General features: G+C 28.2%; 15 protein-coding genes. 5 read left to right on the top strand and 10 right to left on the bottom strand.

The genetic code is table 4. The annotated features are described in order from the left end of the window. Nucleotides 1–37 precede the first annotated feature (37 nt). Entirely contained in the window at nt 38–2,203 is a 2,166-nt protein-coding gene (locus FJM08_RS07500; RefSeq protein WP_140031389.1) for a hypothetical protein, read from the top strand. A 31-nt stretch (nt 2,204–2,234) separates the two neighbouring features. Here FJM08_RS07500 and FJM08_RS07495 read toward each other — a convergent pair whose 3' ends face one another. The 10 genes from FJM08_RS07495 to FJM08_RS07470 all read right to left on the bottom strand — a co-directional run bounded on the left by FJM08_RS07495 (nt 2,235) and on the right by FJM08_RS07470 (nt 12,857). After that, nucleotides 2,235–3,098 (bottom strand): ECF transporter S component, encoded by an 864-nt coding sequence (locus FJM08_RS07495; RefSeq protein WP_140031388.1) that lies wholly within the window; start codon nt 3,096–3,098, stop codon nt 2,235–2,237. Nucleotides 3,099–3,200: 102 nt separating this feature from the next. Beyond that, nucleotides 3,201–4,574 (bottom strand): M17 family metallopeptidase, encoded by a 1,374-nt coding sequence (locus tag FJM08_RS01160; RefSeq protein ID WP_140031387.1) that lies wholly within the window; start codon nt 4,572–4,574, stop codon nt 3,201–3,203. 10 nt (nt 4,575–4,584) lie between these two features. Next, nucleotides 4,585–5,946: a M17 family metallopeptidase gene (locus FJM08_RS01155; RefSeq protein WP_140031386.1), complete on the bottom strand. Its 1,362-nt coding sequence runs from the start codon at nt 5,944–5,946 to the stop codon at nt 4,585–4,587. Between the two features lie 119 nt (nt 5,947–6,065). Continuing rightward, nucleotides 6,066–6,713, bottom strand: a complete 648-nt coding sequence (locus FJM08_RS07490) for a uracil-DNA glycosylase (protein WP_140031385.1) — start codon at nt 6,711–6,713, stop codon at nt 6,066–6,068. Beyond that, entirely contained in the window at nt 6,703–7,560 is an 858-nt protein-coding gene (gene fmt, locus FJM08_RS07485) for a methionyl-tRNA formyltransferase (protein WP_140031384.1), read from the bottom strand. The genes FJM08_RS07490 and fmt overlap by 11 nt, the downstream gene beginning before the upstream one ends. Nucleotides 7,561–7,581: 21 nt before the next feature. Next, entirely contained in the window at nt 7,582–8,238 is a 657-nt protein-coding gene (gene plsY, locus FJM08_RS01140) for a glycerol-3-phosphate 1-O-acyltransferase PlsY (protein WP_140031383.1), read from the bottom strand. A 91-nt stretch (nt 8,239–8,329) separates the two neighbouring features. After that, nucleotides 8,330–8,719: a hypothetical protein gene (locus tag FJM08_RS01135; protein WP_140031382.1), complete on the bottom strand. Its 390-nt coding sequence runs from the start codon at nt 8,717–8,719 to the stop codon at nt 8,330–8,332. After that, on the bottom strand, nt 8,710–10,101 hold the full coding sequence (gene gltX, locus FJM08_RS07480) for a glutamate--tRNA ligase (protein ID WP_140031381.1): 1,392 nt from the start codon (nt 10,099–10,101) through the stop codon (nt 8,710–8,712). The genes FJM08_RS01135 and gltX overlap by 10 nt, the downstream gene beginning before the upstream one ends. A gap of 26 nt (nt 10,102–10,127) precedes the next feature. After that, a complete protein-coding gene (locus tag FJM08_RS07475) occupies nt 10,128–10,817 on the bottom strand; it encodes a hypothetical protein (RefSeq protein WP_140031380.1) in 690 nt (229 codons plus the stop codon). A gap of 333 nt (nt 10,818–11,150) precedes the next feature. Beyond that, nucleotides 11,151–12,857 carry an APC family permease gene (locus FJM08_RS07470; RefSeq protein ID WP_140031379.1) on the bottom strand — a complete coding sequence of 569 codons (1,707 nt, stop codon included), beginning with the start codon at nt 12,855–12,857 and terminating at the stop codon, nt 11,151–11,153. Nucleotides 12,858–13,012: 155 nt separating this feature from the next. Between FJM08_RS07470 and FJM08_RS01115 the strand changes: the two genes are divergently transcribed. From FJM08_RS01115 to era, 4 genes are all read left to right on the top strand, one after another. Further along, nucleotides 13,013–13,540, top strand: coding sequence for a cysteine hydrolase family protein (locus FJM08_RS01115; protein ID WP_140031378.1), 528 nt, complete (start codon nt 13,013–13,015; stop codon nt 13,538–13,540). A gap of 190 nt (nt 13,541–13,730) precedes the next feature. Then, on the top strand, nt 13,731–15,755 hold the full coding sequence (locus FJM08_RS07465; RefSeq protein WP_170177178.1) for an Mbov_0121 family peptidase domain-containing ABC transporter: 2,025 nt from the start codon (nt 13,731–13,733) through the stop codon (nt 15,753–15,755). Nucleotides 15,756–15,815: 60 nt separating this feature from the next. Then, nucleotides 15,816–16,274: an rRNA maturation RNase YbeY gene (ybeY, locus tag FJM08_RS01105; RefSeq protein WP_140031376.1), complete on the top strand. Its 459-nt coding sequence runs from the start codon at nt 15,816–15,818 to the stop codon at nt 16,272–16,274. Nucleotides 16,275–16,276: 2 nt separating this feature from the next. After that, the coding region (era, locus tag FJM08_RS01100) for a GTPase Era (RefSeq protein ID WP_241863747.1) at nt 16,277–16,730 on the top strand (454 nt) is incomplete at its 3' end.

Genomic DNA, 16,730 nt, shown 5'->3' with positions numbered 1-16,730 from the left:
TTTTGGTGTCCTTTTATTTTTAAATAAGGAATTGAATATGAAAAAGAAAAGAAATATATTTTTATTGTTAGGTTCTATTTCAACATTGGCTTTGCCAATATTTATGGCTACAAAATGCGGCAATAAAGACAAACCCAATGAAAACAAAAAACAAGAAGAACCTAAAAAACCTGAAGATAGCAAAGAAGAAAATAACTTAGCAGACGAATGAGGAAATCAAATTTCACCGGCTAGTTTTTCTAGAGACTTAGAAAATGAAGATTTTTTCAACGAAGTAATCAAGAATGTTAAAGACTATAAATTTCTTTATGAGTACAATAACAAAGCTATAGTTGCATTTAAAAAAGATGAGGCTATTAATTGAAAAGTTGCAAAACAAAGAACTTTGTGAAAATTAAACTCTGAAAGGGATAAGATATATCAATTAATTAATGCTAAAGAACCACTTCAAAAGGGCAAAAACAAATTTTCGTCGATACTAGACCTTGAAACAAAGGAAGAATCTGGCAATATATCTATAAAAGTTACATTTAAAACGGGAATATTTAATAAAGACAAATTAATAATTTCAAAGGAAACTTTTGAATTAAATATTGATACAGTTTATGGCGAAGAAGGGTTGAAAGTTGAAGAAGCAGCTAAAATCACAACCTTTTCATATCCTAATATTTCTGATGTTTTTGTAAAAGATGCTGATATCGAAAAAATTGTGAAAAATATTCCTGAAGGATATGAATTAAGTTACTATAAGCCAGCAATAAATGTGGAGACAAACGATATTACTATAATCTATAAATTAAAAAGCAAAACAACTGGTGTAACCAACTTGCGTAATAAATTTTATGTTATTAAAGGTTGAAAAAAGACACAAGAAATGATAAATAGCGAAAAAGAAGCTATCGACAAAATTAATTCATTATTGTTAAATTGCAAAGTTTTATATTTAAATGAAAAAGCATATCAATCTGTACATAAAAATCACTTACTAAATATTAATAATTCGCCAAATTTTGTAGTTAATACAATAAACGGTGCCGATATTTCTGAATACCAATATGAATTAAGTGATTTAAAAGTAGAAAGCAATAAAGTTACTGTTAAATTGACTCTTAAATATGCCGCCAATATAGATATTGCTTCATCAAAGGAAATTGTGGTTTCAAATGAATATAGCAAAGGCATGAATCCTCACATATTAACTGAAGAAAAACAAAAAGAATATTTAAAACAAGAATTAGAAAAAGCGATTCTTTATCCTTACTATTCAAAGGATGAATCATATATCAAAAAAGAAAAAAATAAGTATCTAACAAATAAATCTTATTGAATTGAAAATAAAAATTATGACTTAAATTATTCTTTTGGTAGCGTGAAAAAAGATAATAATGATTTTAGCATTGAGGTAACTGCAAGCTTTAATGAATGAACAGAAAGTCCAAAAGTAAGCAAAACGATGACTATTAGCTTTGATAAATTAGGAATTAATATTTTAAATGATATTAGAGTTAAAAAAGGTCTACAACCTCTTGAGGATCAATTTGCACCAAATGCGACATTAGAAGATGAAATTGAATACGAAAAAATAGATTTAATTGATTATAAGCCTACACCAAGCGATGAGTATGGTTCAAATCTTATTTATAAAAAATTTCTTGATTCTATCGCTAAAAGTAAACTAAAATTTATTAGCAAAAAAATTGAAGAATTAATAATTAAAGAAGGGGCTAATTTCCTTAAAGCACAACACATTAATGTTGATAAAGAAACAGGCAAAAATAAAAGTGAAGTGTTTATTTTTGCATATAGTAAACACATGATGGATTCACAAAATGTTTTAATTATTTCTGATCCTATTATTGAAAACAACAAAGTTAAATCAATCAAACTATCATTAAACTCACTTGCTAATACCATTGCAAAAGATTACACTTCATTAGTATCAAAACGCGTAGAAATTGATAATTCTGGTTATTCAGCACAAGAGTTGAGAATAGAAGCGTTTAGAAATGCCTACGGAAAATCTATTAAGGTTACCAAAAAGATTAATGAGCCTAAAACAAATGATGATTTTGATATTAAAATAGAAAACGAAAAATTACAGGCAAAAATTTTAAGTTTTACTAAAAAAACTAAAGGTTTTTCGGTAAAAATCGAAGTTATATTCAATAATGAAAAATACGAATATAGCGTTTCTGTAAAATAAATCAAAAAGCCGAACTGGCTTTTTTGTTTTTTTAAAATGTGTGAATTTTATTAGAGTGGAAATGTATTTTTTGTCTAATCAATAAAAGTATTGGATATATAGAAAAAATAACTATTGAATAAATTGGAATCTCAAGTAAGCTTTTGAAAATAATTGGAATCATGAAAATGGGGAAATATGTTCCATAATCTCAATTTGCTGCTCGAAAGCGATTTCGATAATTAATATATGCAAATGGACCTCATAATCATCTAGAGATAATCAAAACTAAAAATACTAAAATTAATATTGAAAACAACAATGAAACATTTGCCTTCACTTTTACTTTTTTTGTCGTTACATTTATTATTGAGAAAATAAGTGAAGAAATTCAAATAAATACTATGCCGATTATTCCAATTGTCATAGCTGTTTTTCATGGAATTATTTTTTTGGTTTTTAGGGCATGTTCGTTAATTGGAAGTTTATGTCCATAAACAATTAAAATAACTGTGAATATGATTGTTACAATCGTTAAAATTATGTATCCTACTATTCAATTTCAATTATTTCTTTTTAAAATTAATTGAATAAAAAATCCGCTAATAAATGAAATTAAAACTGGGATAATTGCATATTCAATCATTCAGGTACCTATCCCATGAATAATTTGACTAATGGTATCGCATAATACACCTAAAAAGGCACCCTTAAATGGACCGAGAGCTAAGCCAAAAACGATAAATATTGCATATGTTATGCCGATTTTAAAAGTTCCGGCAAAGACATATCTCTCAAACACTGAGGCAAGGACATAAATCGCAAGCAAAACACCAAACAATGCAATATCGTAAATTGTAAAACGATATGATTTGGTTTTGATTTTTCTACGTATATTTTGAAAAAAAGATATCAAATTATTGCCTCCTGTTGTTCTATAAATTATACAGTAGTTGGGTTATAAAGTAAAATAAAAATCCCGCCATTAGTAACGAGACTTATATTAGTTTTATAATGTTTATAATGCTAATTCGGTTAAAGTTTTAACCATGGCAAACATTGGTTTTTCATCAATATCATTTGTTCCAGCAACATCTAAATGAATATATTCAACTTCCTTAGTAAATTCTTTTAAAAACATTGCTGCGGAACATGATCCGGCATTTCCTGTAAAATCTGTGTTTTTTAGATCGGCAACAATTGAGCCTTTCATAAATTCTTCATATTCACTATCAAATGGCATTCTTCAAATTAATTCATGTTGTTTTTTAGCTGCCGATGATAGCTCATTTCAAGCTTTATCAGTAGTTGCTCACACGCCAGTGTATGTATCTCCTAACGCTGAGACCATTGCGCCAGTTAATGTTGCAACATCAACTAATCTAGTAGCCTTAAGAACATCAGCACCATAAAATAGTCCATCAGCCATAACAAGTCTACCTTCAGCATCTGTATTATTAATTTCAACGGTTTTGCCACTCATAGATGTTCAAACTGAATCAGGCAATGAAGCGTCGCCGTTTACTCTATTGTCAGTTATACACATTATTGCTGATACATTTTTCTTTGGACACAATTGTGCAATAGCTTTAAGTGCTGCAGCAACAATGGCAGAACCAGACATATCATATTTCATTCCTAACATGTAACGTCCGGTTTTAATGTTATAACCACCTGAATCAAAGGTTATACCTTTACCAATATACACGGTTTTTTCTTTCGAATTTGGATCTCCAACATATTCAATAATAACCACTCTTGGTTCATATACCGAGCCTCTATTAACTGATAAAAGCAAGCCCATATTTAGTTTTTCAATTTCTTTTTTACCTAAAACTTTTACTGATAAATTTTTATATTGTCTAAAATCTTGAGCAACAATTTCTGCTAATTGTTCAGAATTTAGTTCGTTTGGTGGGGTTACACCCAAATTTCTTGCTCAATTTTGTGCATCAATTAGTATTTTAGCTTTTTCAAATGCATCAAGGCTTTGTTTTGAAGGTTGTTCAATAAATAAATCCAACGTATTTTTGTTTGTTTTTTTAGTAAATGTTTTTTTGTTATATAGCTTTGCTACTGAAAAATTAATTCCCTTGGTAAAAGCATCAATAATGTCTTCAATTTCCAATTGATCTTTTATAACAAAAGAAGACAAATCAATTTGGTAATCACGAGCGGCTTCTTCGCCCAATAAAACAGCTAAATCATAAATTGTTTGGTAGTTTGCGTCTTTTCTTTCGCCTAAAAACACATAAGCGACGTTTTTTGATAAAAATTCTGTAATTACGTTTTCTTTTTCAATAAGGTTTTCAATAACAGAATCATTTTTATAAATTCCTTTTAATAGAACTGAATTGTTGCGCTTGGTTGATAATTTTTTTATTAATTCCATTATTTTTCTCCTATTTTTGACCTTCTGCTAATTCGATAAGCGTTGATATCAATACACCAAGTCCTATTCCCTTATTATCTGCTGTTCCAGCAACATCACAATGAATATAATCAATTCCATTTGTAAATTCCTTTAAAAACATTGCAGCGGTATTGCAATCTGATTTTTCGTTGTTATTGTAATTATTTAAATCGGCCACTTTTGAATTTTTATTTGGTTTATGAAAATCTTCATGCATTGGCATTCTTCAAACTTTCTCATGAGCGATTTTTGCAGCTTCACTAAATTCTGATCATCTTTGACATGAAGTTGAGTAAATTCCAGAATAAGTTTTTCCTAAAGCACGTAACATTGTGCCAGTTAATGTTGCAACATCAACTAATAAAGACGCATTTAATGTTTTTGCGCCATAGAAAAGGCCGTCAGCCAATACTAATCTACCTTCAGCATCGGTATCTGTAATTTCCACTGTTTTACCACTCATTGATTTTACAACTGATTCAGGAACTGTTGCATGTGTATCAATAGCATTGTCAGTTAACATCATAATTGCCGAAACGTTTGCTTTGATTTTTAATTCAGCAATAGCTTTAACTGCATATGCACAAATTACGGATCCTGACATATCAAACTTCATGTCTTCCATATGATAGCCTTTAGTGTTGTATCCTCCTGTGTCAAAAGTAATACCTTTTCCCACATAAACAAACTTTTCTTTGCTTGAAGGATTACCAATGTATTCAATAACTACTACTCTAGGTTGGTATGAACTACCGGCATTAACTGCCAACATTAAACCCATACCTAATTTTTCAATTTCAGATTTTCCTAAAGCCTTAATTGATAAATTTTCAATTCCGGTAAAATCCTTTTTTACATTGGTTGCTATATATTCACTTGTAGCAACATTAGGTGGTGTAGTTTGTAAATTTCTTGCTTTTGAAATAGCATCGGAAATTAAAATTAATCTTTTAACAAATTTTGAAAACAACTTATCTTCATAGAATAAAGAAATTTGAATTTCATTTTCTTTTTGGTTTTGTTTTACATTATATAATTTAGCATCATGGAATGCAATGCGCATCACAAATGCTCTAAAAATTTCTTCAATAGTTAAAAAATTTAAACTTTCAAATGAAGCGATATCAATTTGATAGTTTCTTCTTTTAGAAAGAATAATTGCATCTACAACCTTCAAAAAGTCGTAGTAATTTTGAATATCTTTTGATATGAAAACATATGCTGTGTTTTCGTCAAAATCTTCAGTAATATAATTTGCTTTTTGTGCAACATATTTTGGAAAACTTGTTCCTTCGTATGCTGCCTTTAATAACATAGATTTATTACGTTTTGTTTCGTAATCTGAAATCATATTTTCCTTTCTGAAATTATTTTTACTATTAATATTTAATAGTATGTTTTAATTATAAACCAATATTTTTTTTAGTCATATAAAAGCAAATTATTAATAAATAAAAACTAAAACATCTTTTATTTAGTGCTTCAGTCAATTACTTTCTTATTCTGTTTTTTTAATTCAGAATTGATTTTTTCAAAAACTTTGGAACCTTTAAATCCATTAAAATAACTCAATGGTGATGGATGAGATGTTTGAATTATTATTTGCTTTCGTAAATCAAGTTTTTGCGCATATTTTTTTGCATAATTGCCCAATAGCAAGTAAATAACATTTGTATATAATTCATTAATTTGGTTTAGAAAATTATATGTAAATATTTCTCAACCTATATTTTGATGAGCAAGTGTTTTTCCAACTTCATTAGTTAATATTGTGTTTAATAGCAAAACCCCCTGATTTTTTCAATAATCTAAGTTATTTGTTTGAAAAATACAATTAGGATATGATTGTTGGATTTCAGCAAAAATATTTTTTAAGGAAGCTGGCGTTTTTTCTTCATTAGAAGAGAAACATAACCCGTCTGCCACATTTACACCGGGATAAGGATCTTGGCCGATAATTATAACTTTCAAATTATCAAAATCAAAATTGTGCATTGCAAAAAATATGCGGTCTTTTTTGGGTGTAATATTTGTAGCTCTTTTTAGATAATTTGCCAAATTGAAAAAATATGGTTTTTGTTTTTCAAAATTTAGGAATTTTTCAAAATTAAATTTCATGTTTTACTCGCTTTTTGCCTTCAAATTGATATTCAATTAAATACAATTTTCCGTCGGCAAAATTTAATGAAATTGGAGTTGAAATTTTCATATTAGTAGCTCTAAAAATTTTTAATCTTTTCTCGTTGTATAAAATAAATGCGCCGGGTTGATCATTGAAAGCTCTAATCTTGGATAAAGCTTCTTTTTTTGTTAAAGAGAAAAACAGTTCTGCTTCATCGTTCAATATTTTAGGTGCCAACATTACTTTTGATTCGTCTTGCTTAATACGAACAAAATCGCCAACAAATATTTGCTTAATTCATTTGCAAATATTATCTGCACCTGTTTTTGCTAATCTATCAAAAATTTCAAGAGCCGTATCGTTTTCATTGATATTTATTTCCGTTTTAAATAACATATCACCGGCGTCCATTTTGCTTGTCATTTCAATTAATGTTAAACCTGTTTTTATGTCATTATTTAATAAAGCATATTGAATAGGTGCGGCGCCACGATATTTTTCTAGTAAACTACCATGAACATTTAGTGGTAAAATTTTAGGTAATTTTAGTATTGAAGAAGGTATAAATTGCCCAAACGAAGCTGTTATGAAAAAATCAAATTCCTTTTTTGCTAGTTCATCATAAATTTCGCTGATTTTTAAGGGTTGAAAAATTTCAATATTATATTTTTGAGCCAAGTTAAAAACTTCTGTTGTTAATATATTTTTATTTCGGTCCATTTTTCTATTTGGTTGGCTAATTAGAGATAGAACTTCAAAATCACTATCTTTAATTATTGCCTCAAAAATTTCTGCTGAAAATTTTCCCGTTCCCGCTAATATAACACGAATTTTTTTGTTCATATTTTAATTATACTTTTTCAACTATATATTTAATTTGTTTTCTTTACCAGAAATTAATCTAATATAGTTAGGTATATGCTTTAAAATAATAATAGCGGCACAAAATATTAAAATAATCGCATGAACGGGATATGGTGTGTTAGTTTGCATAAATGCAAGATGTGACTCCAAATAAATTCTTGGTATCAGTCCTAAAAAGGGAATTACTAAACACGAAATAGCGGAAGCCAGTGAAATATATTTAGTTATTAACGTGATTGCAATATATAACATTGCAAATAATGTAAATAGCATGAAATCAAAGGCAAATATCATTCCAATAAAAGAAGCTACCCCTTTGCCACCTTTAAATTTAAAATATATAGGATATATATGTCCTAATAAAATTCCTAAACCCGCAATTATCGGTAGAATATATTCGTTTTTAGTAAAATGTTTCACCAAAAAGATCGATAAAATTGTTAATAAACTTTTAAAAAAATCAAACAAGAAAACTAAAGTTGCCAATTTGAATCCATAGTTTCTTAAAACGTTTGTGGCTCCAGCATTTTTAGAACCTATTTCTCGAATGTCTTTACCTTTAAATTTGCTTAAAATTATGCCTATATTTATTGAGCCAATAAAATAAGCAAGTGTAGCAATAATTAAATTAATTCAAATATATTCCCATTTAAACATAACAAAATAATACATTAATTTTTAACAAAAATTTTTTGTTTGTGTCTAGAAATAAAGATAATATTAAAAATAAAAAACAAAGCATGAATTATTACTTTGTTTCCTTTTGAATTTCTAAAATGATTTTGTTACTTACTATTATTTGCGTTCCTTGCAACAAATCGTATTCAAATGATATTTCTTTGGCTCCGATACTAACATTTTTTAAAAACGCATCAACCAGAAATTTCATATTATTTTCAAAAATCATTTCGTTATGTGTAAATTTATTTCTTTTAAGATAAATTTTTTGTACGCTATAACTTAAATATATTTCATCAGCCGAGATTTTAAGTTCGCAAGCAAATTTTTTCTCATCGATAAAGCTGATTATTATAAATTTTTCTTCTTGCCTTTCACTATATGAAACAAAATTGGTTTCATAACTAGTTTGCTCATCGGTTGAATGAATATTTGAAATTAATTTGTATTTTATAAGCATGATTTTATTCTTTTTAGAACAATTTCTTCACCGAATAAGAATATTGCTTTTGCTAATTCTGGACCATGTTCTTCAAAAGTTGTTGCAATTCTTATTGGCATAAATAAATCTTTACCTTTAACATTGCAAATTTCTTTTGTACGATTGATTGTTTGTTGAATGTTTTCAACGGTGAAACTAGTTTCTAAAAGTAAACTATAAAATGTTTTTAATATTTCATTAGATTCGTAAGGAATATTTAATTTTTGTTTAGGATTTAAATAGAAATTTAAGTTATCCTTTAGTTCACTTATAGTAGTACATGATTGTTTATAGGTATCAACAAAAAGTTCGTTTCAAATTTTGTCTTTTGGCGAGCCAATTAACGCAATTAATTCTTGATTTGACATTGCTTTCATGTATTGTTTTGAAAATCATTCCATTTTCACAATATCAAATTTTGATGGGCTCTTGCTTAATCTTGAAGGATCAAATTTTTCGATTATTTCTTGATGCGACATCACTTCAGATTTATCTGCCGATGTTCAACCAAGAAGCACTAAAAAGTTAAAAATGGCATCAGGACGGTATCCTTCATTTTTATAGTCCTCAATAAATTGCTTTAGAGATTTATCACGTTTAGATAATTTTTTACCTTCCATATTTGTGATAATCGTCAAATGACCAAATCTCGGTGTTTCTCAACCAAATGCATCATAAATTGCTAATTGTTTCGGTGTATTAGTAATATGCTCTTCGCCACGCAAAACGTGGGAAATTTCCATTTGATGATCATCAACAACAACGGCAAAATTATATGTAGGATATCCATCACTTTTTAAAATAACAAAATCACCAATTTCATCGCTATTAACAGCTATTTCGCCTCTAACTAAGTCATCTCATTTATATATAACGTTTTTAGGTAAACGTAATCTTACTGAATACTCGTGCGCAGCATCACGGCGATTTTTCTCTTCTTCTGATATTTTAAGTCAATTTGCATCATAACGAAATGAGGCTACATTTGCTGCTTCTGATTCTGCGTGTTGTTTTGCAAGTTCTTCAGAACTATCATACGCTTTATATGCATGTCCATTTGCAATTAATTGTTCTACAAATTTATGATAAACATCCAGTTTTTCGCTTTGTCTATATTTTCCATATTTGTTATTTGGATTTAAAGGACTTTCGTCAGGAATAATTCCTAATCAAGCCAAATTATCTAGTTGGCTAGCTTCTCCACCTTCCACATTTCTAGCAACATCAGTATCTTCTAACCGAAAAATGAATTTGCCGTTAAAGTGCTTTGCAAATAAGTAATTAAATAATGCTGTTCTGGCACCGCCAATGTGTAGATATCCAGTTGGGCTCGGTGCATATCTTGTACGTATTGTTTTCATGTATACCTTCTTATTTTAATTAATCTTTAGTCTTCAGAAAAAAGAACAACAATCGGATCAGTTACATCCTTTCAAAACTTATTTTTTCCGGGCAAAATTCCTGGAAAAAACGGCCATGGTGCCTCTTCTAATATATCCCCATTAACTTCAGGGTTACCGCTTTTTGTTAGAAAATGACTAACTGTTTTGTCAATTTGCGCTGCTTCTTTGAAATTTGGAGCTGCTTCATTAAGTTTTAAAACCCAGTAGCATACAACAAACAAAGCACGAGGATTGTCTTTATATTTTTTATATCTAGGTTTAGATGCTGCATATGAAAAGTTTTCTGCAAATTCCTTTCATGTAAATGAGAAAATGCGATAGTCATATTTTTCGTTAATATTTTCAATATTCAAAAATTGAAAAATTTCCTTAAAAATTGGTTTATAGCCTTCTTTTATTGTTTCGTCATTTATCTTTTTGATCGAATTTCCGTGCTCGTCTTTTTGAAATATATAATATCTCGGATCTTCCTCAGCCCTAGGATTTGATACTGCATGATTAGCATAATTAAATTCTTTTGCCGAGCCTACAACATGATAACCTTTTGTTTTGTAAAGGTTTTGTGCATTTTCAGTAAAAGTAATTTCCGGTCTTATATTACATGCTGCTGATAAAGTTGGAGTTAAAGCAATAGGCATAATAAAGCCCACGGTAAATAATAATTTTTTTATCATAAATTTTCGATTACTCATAATTAAAAATTATACATAATTTTACTAAATCGCCTTTAATGAATTATATGAATTACTTTTTTAGTAAATTAGCAAGTATTTTCATTTAAAAAACTCATCATTATTATTAGATATTTTGATAAATTATAGTTGTTGACTTTGCCTGATTGCAACAAATTTGCTTAATTTTAAAAGTTTTATTTTGAATTATTAGTTTACTATTTGAACAATATAAGATAAGTTAAAGCGATTCTTATTTTAAATGCGCAAAATTGCTTTGCAAGAAAAAAATAAAACCAGCACCTTTTACAGTGCTAGCTTTTTTATTAATAGAAATTACTTACGAGCTTCAGCATATGTTGCTAAAACTAAATCATTTAATTCAGCAGCTTCTTTAACTAAAGAAATTCTGCATGGACATCAGTCTGCTCTTTCGCATTCACAAATTTGATTAGATAAGATTCTATCGTATTTAACTTTGTTTCTTTGAGCAATACATTTTTCAATTGGTGTTGATAGGAACATAACAATTGAATATACAACAAATAGTAATGAAGTTGATGCGTATCCGATTAATGGGTTACGTAGTTCAGCTTTTCCAGCAGCGTCTGCTGAAATGTATTTTACAAGTGTCATTCCAACTGAAATAAATGGATCGATTGCTAGGAAGAACATTACTAATAGAACCATAATAACTGATGTGTAACCAGCTCAAATTGTGTGTTTGTTTTCTTTAACAGCGATGAAGTGTTCTTTTCTATTTTTGATTGCACCAACGATTGCTAGAGCAATGAATGCAAATGCAAATACTGCCATTCAGTTAGCCATTAGGTCTGAGAATGTTAGCAATTCGTCAATTTTGAATCCGTACATTGGATCGTATCCACCACCGATGTATGCGTATGCACCAACAGCGGTTAATACAACCATAAATGGTAATGAAATTAAGAATGAGAATGCTGCTCCAACAACAGGCAATGATGAATTTTTCATGTATCTGTATGCTCTTGCAGGAATTAAAATTTCTCCTTCTTTAATTAGGTCTTCAACGAATCTTGTTGCTCACATTGTAAAGGCATTTAAAATACCAATAACTCCGATGGCAATCATAACGTTAATTAGACCAAACATTCAACCAATTTTGATTCCTTTAAATAGATCAATAAATCCATAGAAGCCACCAGTTTTAGCACCTAGAGTCATTGAAACTGCAATTATCATGTAAATAATTGTCATTGATAAAAGACCAATTACTAATGCTGCAGGAGTTTTTTCTGGGTTTTTCATTTCTGATTGAATTCCAGCACTTACGTAGAATCCGTCAAATGCGAAGAAAATTCCACCTAATGATGCAAATACTGCTAAGAATGGTGTTAAACCTAAAAAGCTTGTAGATTTTGTATTAAATAGATTTTCTGCTTTGATAGGGGTTCAGAATTCTGAAGTATTTTTAGTTTGTGCTGCAAAATAAAAACCGAACCCAACAATAAGTACCAATGGAATAAATTTAACAGAAGTAACTATTCAGTTTTGAATATTTCCAGCACGGCTGCTTAAACCAGCTGATAAAAACATTCAAATTGTTAGAGCTAAACCAATAGCAAAATAAATTCATGGGGCTTTTGTTGAACCACCAAAATCTATGTTATATCCAAATCCGTCAAAACCATCTTGGAATTGAACAATAACATAGTAAGGCATAAAGAAGTATGTAAATGGTAAATATAAGTAGGTCATAAAGAATTTATTTGCTTTATAAATTCGCAATGTGTTAAATGCTTTAGATCAACCAATCATACCTAAATTGTCATTACGTCCTGATGCAACTTCAACTAATGCTAATGCCATTGTAATAACAGCAAAACCAGCGATTAGTCAAACTGCAAGAGCTCAAGCAATGTTGCCAGCAGAGTTTTCTAGAACTGTTTTAGATCTTAGAAAAACACCAACACCAATAGAGCCACCTAGTACAACAAGAATAGCTGAAAAGAAGCCAATCTTTTTCTTAGGACTTGAAGTAACAACTAATTGTTCTTCGGCCATATTAATTTCCTTTCTTGTAATAATATAAATAAAATTCGAACTTTAGATACACCAACAATTAGTAAAAAATATGTCCCTCTAAGATGTATCCGTTAATATTATATAATATTGTTAAAATAATAAATTCAATAACACGCTTAAAGAAAGGCAAAATAATGAATAAAATTCTTTTTGTAGTTGATATGGTTAAAGGTTTTTGCAATTTTGGTAATCTTGCAAGCAAAAAAATTGCGAGCATTATCCCAAATATAGCAAACCACTGTAAAAAAAATAAAGATATTGACAATATATTTTTGTGTGATGCACACTCTGAAAATGACATTGAAATGAATGCCTATCCTATACATTGCTTAAAAGATTCAAACGAATCAGAAATTGTTGATGAGTTAAAAAGTTTCTGTCAAAAGCGAGTAGACAAAAACACAACAAATTCTTTTTTTGCTATTGATAAAAAATGCCTTCAAAAATATGACGAATTTGAAATCGTAGGATGTTGCAGCGATATTTGCATTTTGCAATTTGCTTTATCTCTAAAAACATACTTAAACTCAATAAATCAAAATAAAGATGTGGTTGTATATAAAGACATGATAGCTACTTTTGATTTACCAAATCACGATTCGACACAATATCATGATTTTGCAATAAAATTAATGCAGCAAGCCGGAATAAAAATAATCTAATTCTGCAATATATTTAGTTAATCTTAATGAGTTTCTAACTAAAATTTAATTTTCTTTAGTTGGCTTGCTTAAAAAGTATTGTAAACAAACGAAACAATTTTCATTATCGAAATGCCTGAAAGTAATTTCGCCATTTTTTCGCTTTTTTATTAGTTATCACAAAAAATTAAATAAAAATTAAAATATGTGAATGGAAAGACAATTAAATGAGAAAGATTGTGGATTATATATCATCCAAGCCTTTATAAATCAATTTTACAAAGTCAAATGTGATATTAATTATTTGAAATCTATAGCAATATATGAAAAAAGCGGTATATCGTTATTTGATTTAAAAAAATTGGCAACAAATTGTCAACTAGAAATGGAAATACTTGAAGGAGATTTTGAATCTTTTCTTAACTTGAAATTAAATGCCCCAATTGTCACTTTAATTAAAGAAGAAAATGCAACAAATTTGCATTATGTCATAATTGAAGAAAAAACAAGCGACAAAATCTTAATTAATGATCCTGCTAGAAATTGTTATTGGGTTTCCCTAGATCAATTTAGAAAAAAATTTTGTTCAGTAATTATTACAGTTTTGCCTTCTGCAGATTCAAAAAAGATTACCTTTCCAAAATCTAGTGATAAATTAAAAATTAAGCAAAACCTTTTTTGATATTTGGTTATTGTTTCTTTTGCTTTAGTAGTTAATATAATGGGACTTGCTTCAAATTTTTACTCAAAATTTATTTTCGACGCAATTTTTTCACTTCAAGAAAAAAATCGCTTAATTATTCTATTGATTGTTTTCTCTTGATTTGCAACTATAAAAATACTAGCTTCTTGGCTTCAACAAAAAATTAATCACAAATTAGTGAATTCAAATAGAATTAAAATTACGAATTTATTTAGAGAAAGATTTATAAACGGAAAACAATTACAAATTAACAAAATAAGCAAATCTGAATATATACAGACTTTTTTAACTATTGAACAAATCGCACAATATAAAACAGGTTTTTTTACTTTTTGGTTTGCTAATATTATTTCTTTTCTATCTTCATTGATTATTTTGTTTTTGATTAATAAACTAGCAATGCTATTTGTAATTTCATCATCATTAATATTATTGTTGTTTGCTATTTGAACTAACAGCAAAATTAAAAATAAATACATTAAAATAATCTCAAATGAATTAAATCTATTTGAAGAATTTGACCTTATTTTTTCAAATTGACTATTTAGAATGAAAAGTCAAGACGAAGGTAATTTAAAAAATAAATTTGAGGCGATTTTAATGAAAAATATTAAGCTAAAAACTTCATTAAACGATCTAAATATTTTTAAAAATTCAATAATGAACGGATTCTTTACAGTTCTACAAATACTCTCATTATTTTTTGGTGCGGTTTTGTTTATAAACAAACAAATTACAATTGGCAATTTAATGTTGCTTGGATCAACGATTGCATTGATTAATTCGCCGCTTTTAAATTTAGTTGACATAATTGGACTATATAAAATAAATTTGGCTAATATTAGACGATTAAATTTTATCCTTAATCTAGAACCATATAAGCATTTAGATAGCAAAATCGATAAGATAAATAAAGTTAGATTTGAAAATGTTGACTTTGGTTATTCTTCTGAATTGATTTTAAAAAATCTATCTCTTTCCATAACAGATAATATTCATATTTTTGGAAAAAATGGAAGCGGAAAAAGTACAATCTTAAAACTAATATATGGTTTGTTTGAGGCTAGCGGTGGAACAGTATTTTTTAACGAAATAGATATACAAAAAATTAGCTTAAAATGATTACATGAAAAAATGGTTTTTATCGATAATAACACCTATTTTAAAAATGGTAGTATATTAAATTTCATAACCATGGAAAACAATAATTCCTTAGCCGTTTTTATGCAAAACTATAAATTGTTTGAGTTAAATAGTTTATTTAATTATTTTGGCCTTAATTTAAGCGATAATATTGAGCAAAATGGCGAAAATTTATCTTCCGGTCAAAAGCAATTTTTAATGCTTATGCAACTTTTTAACAATAAATATGATTTGATTTTATTAGATGAATGTTTCGAAAATATTTCTCTTGAAATTCTACCCGAATTAACCAAACGAATTTGTGGTTATCAATCGCAGGCAATTTTCATCGAAATTAGTCATAGTAATCGCTTTGTCTGTGAACATTCAAATAACTTTTTTGTTTTTTAATATAAAAAACATTTTGGTAAATTATTCAACTTTAAAAATTATTATTTTATAATTTACGATATGAATAAAATTGCCTTTAAAAATAAGAGTTTTTTTCGTTTTGAATTTATGAATGATTTTTTAGATATTTTGCAAGTAGCAAAGGAAGAATTTTCGGCAAAAAAAGATCTAAATGTTGATGTTCTTTTTGTTTCTGCATCAAAAATGAAAAAACTTAATTTTGTTTATCGAAATAAAAATTATGTAACTGATATTTTAAGTTTTCCGCTTGATTCAAATGAAGAGTTAGAATTTTTAGATCAAATTGAACTCGGACAAATTATTATTTCACCTTGAAAGATTAAAAAACAAGCTAAAGAATATAACCATAGTCTAAGGCGCGAATTTTGCTATATTTTTGCACACGGAATTGCCCATCTCTTCGGCTTCGATTATATTTTAGAAAGTGAAGCAAAAATTATGAATCAGCATGTTGATAATATTATGAAAAAATTAAACATTACAAGGGAAGAAAACTAATCATGATAAAACAAATTTGTACTGTTGCCTTAATTGGCAGACCAAATGTTGGCAAAAGCACAATTTTAAATAATATTTTAGATTTTAATTTAGCTATTGTTACTAATCAAGCACAAACGACTAGAGATCAAATACGAGGAATTTATAACGATGAAAAATATCAAATAATTTTTGTTGATACTCCTGGAATTCATAAAGCGGAATATTTGATTTCTGAAAAATTAAATGAAAAATCATATAGTGCCTTGCAAGAAGTTGATTTAGTCTTATTTGTTTGTCCTGCTGATCAAGAAATTGGCAAAGGCGATCAATACATTATTAAGAGAATCAACGATTTAAATATTCAAAATAAAATAGCTGTCATTTCCAAAATTGATTTAATAGATGACCGTAGCGAATTAAATAAAAAAGCAAAAAAATTAAAAGAAATTGGTTTTAAGAGAATTTTGGGTGTTG

The sequence above is a fragment of the Metamycoplasma equirhinis genome (assembly GCF_006385185.1).
GTDB lineage: Bacteria > Bacillota_I > Bacilli_A > Mycoplasmatales > Metamycoplasmataceae > Metamycoplasma > Metamycoplasma equirhinis.
Note: the sequence above shows the minus strand (reverse complement) of the source record. Positions and strands in the feature narration are given on the sequence as shown.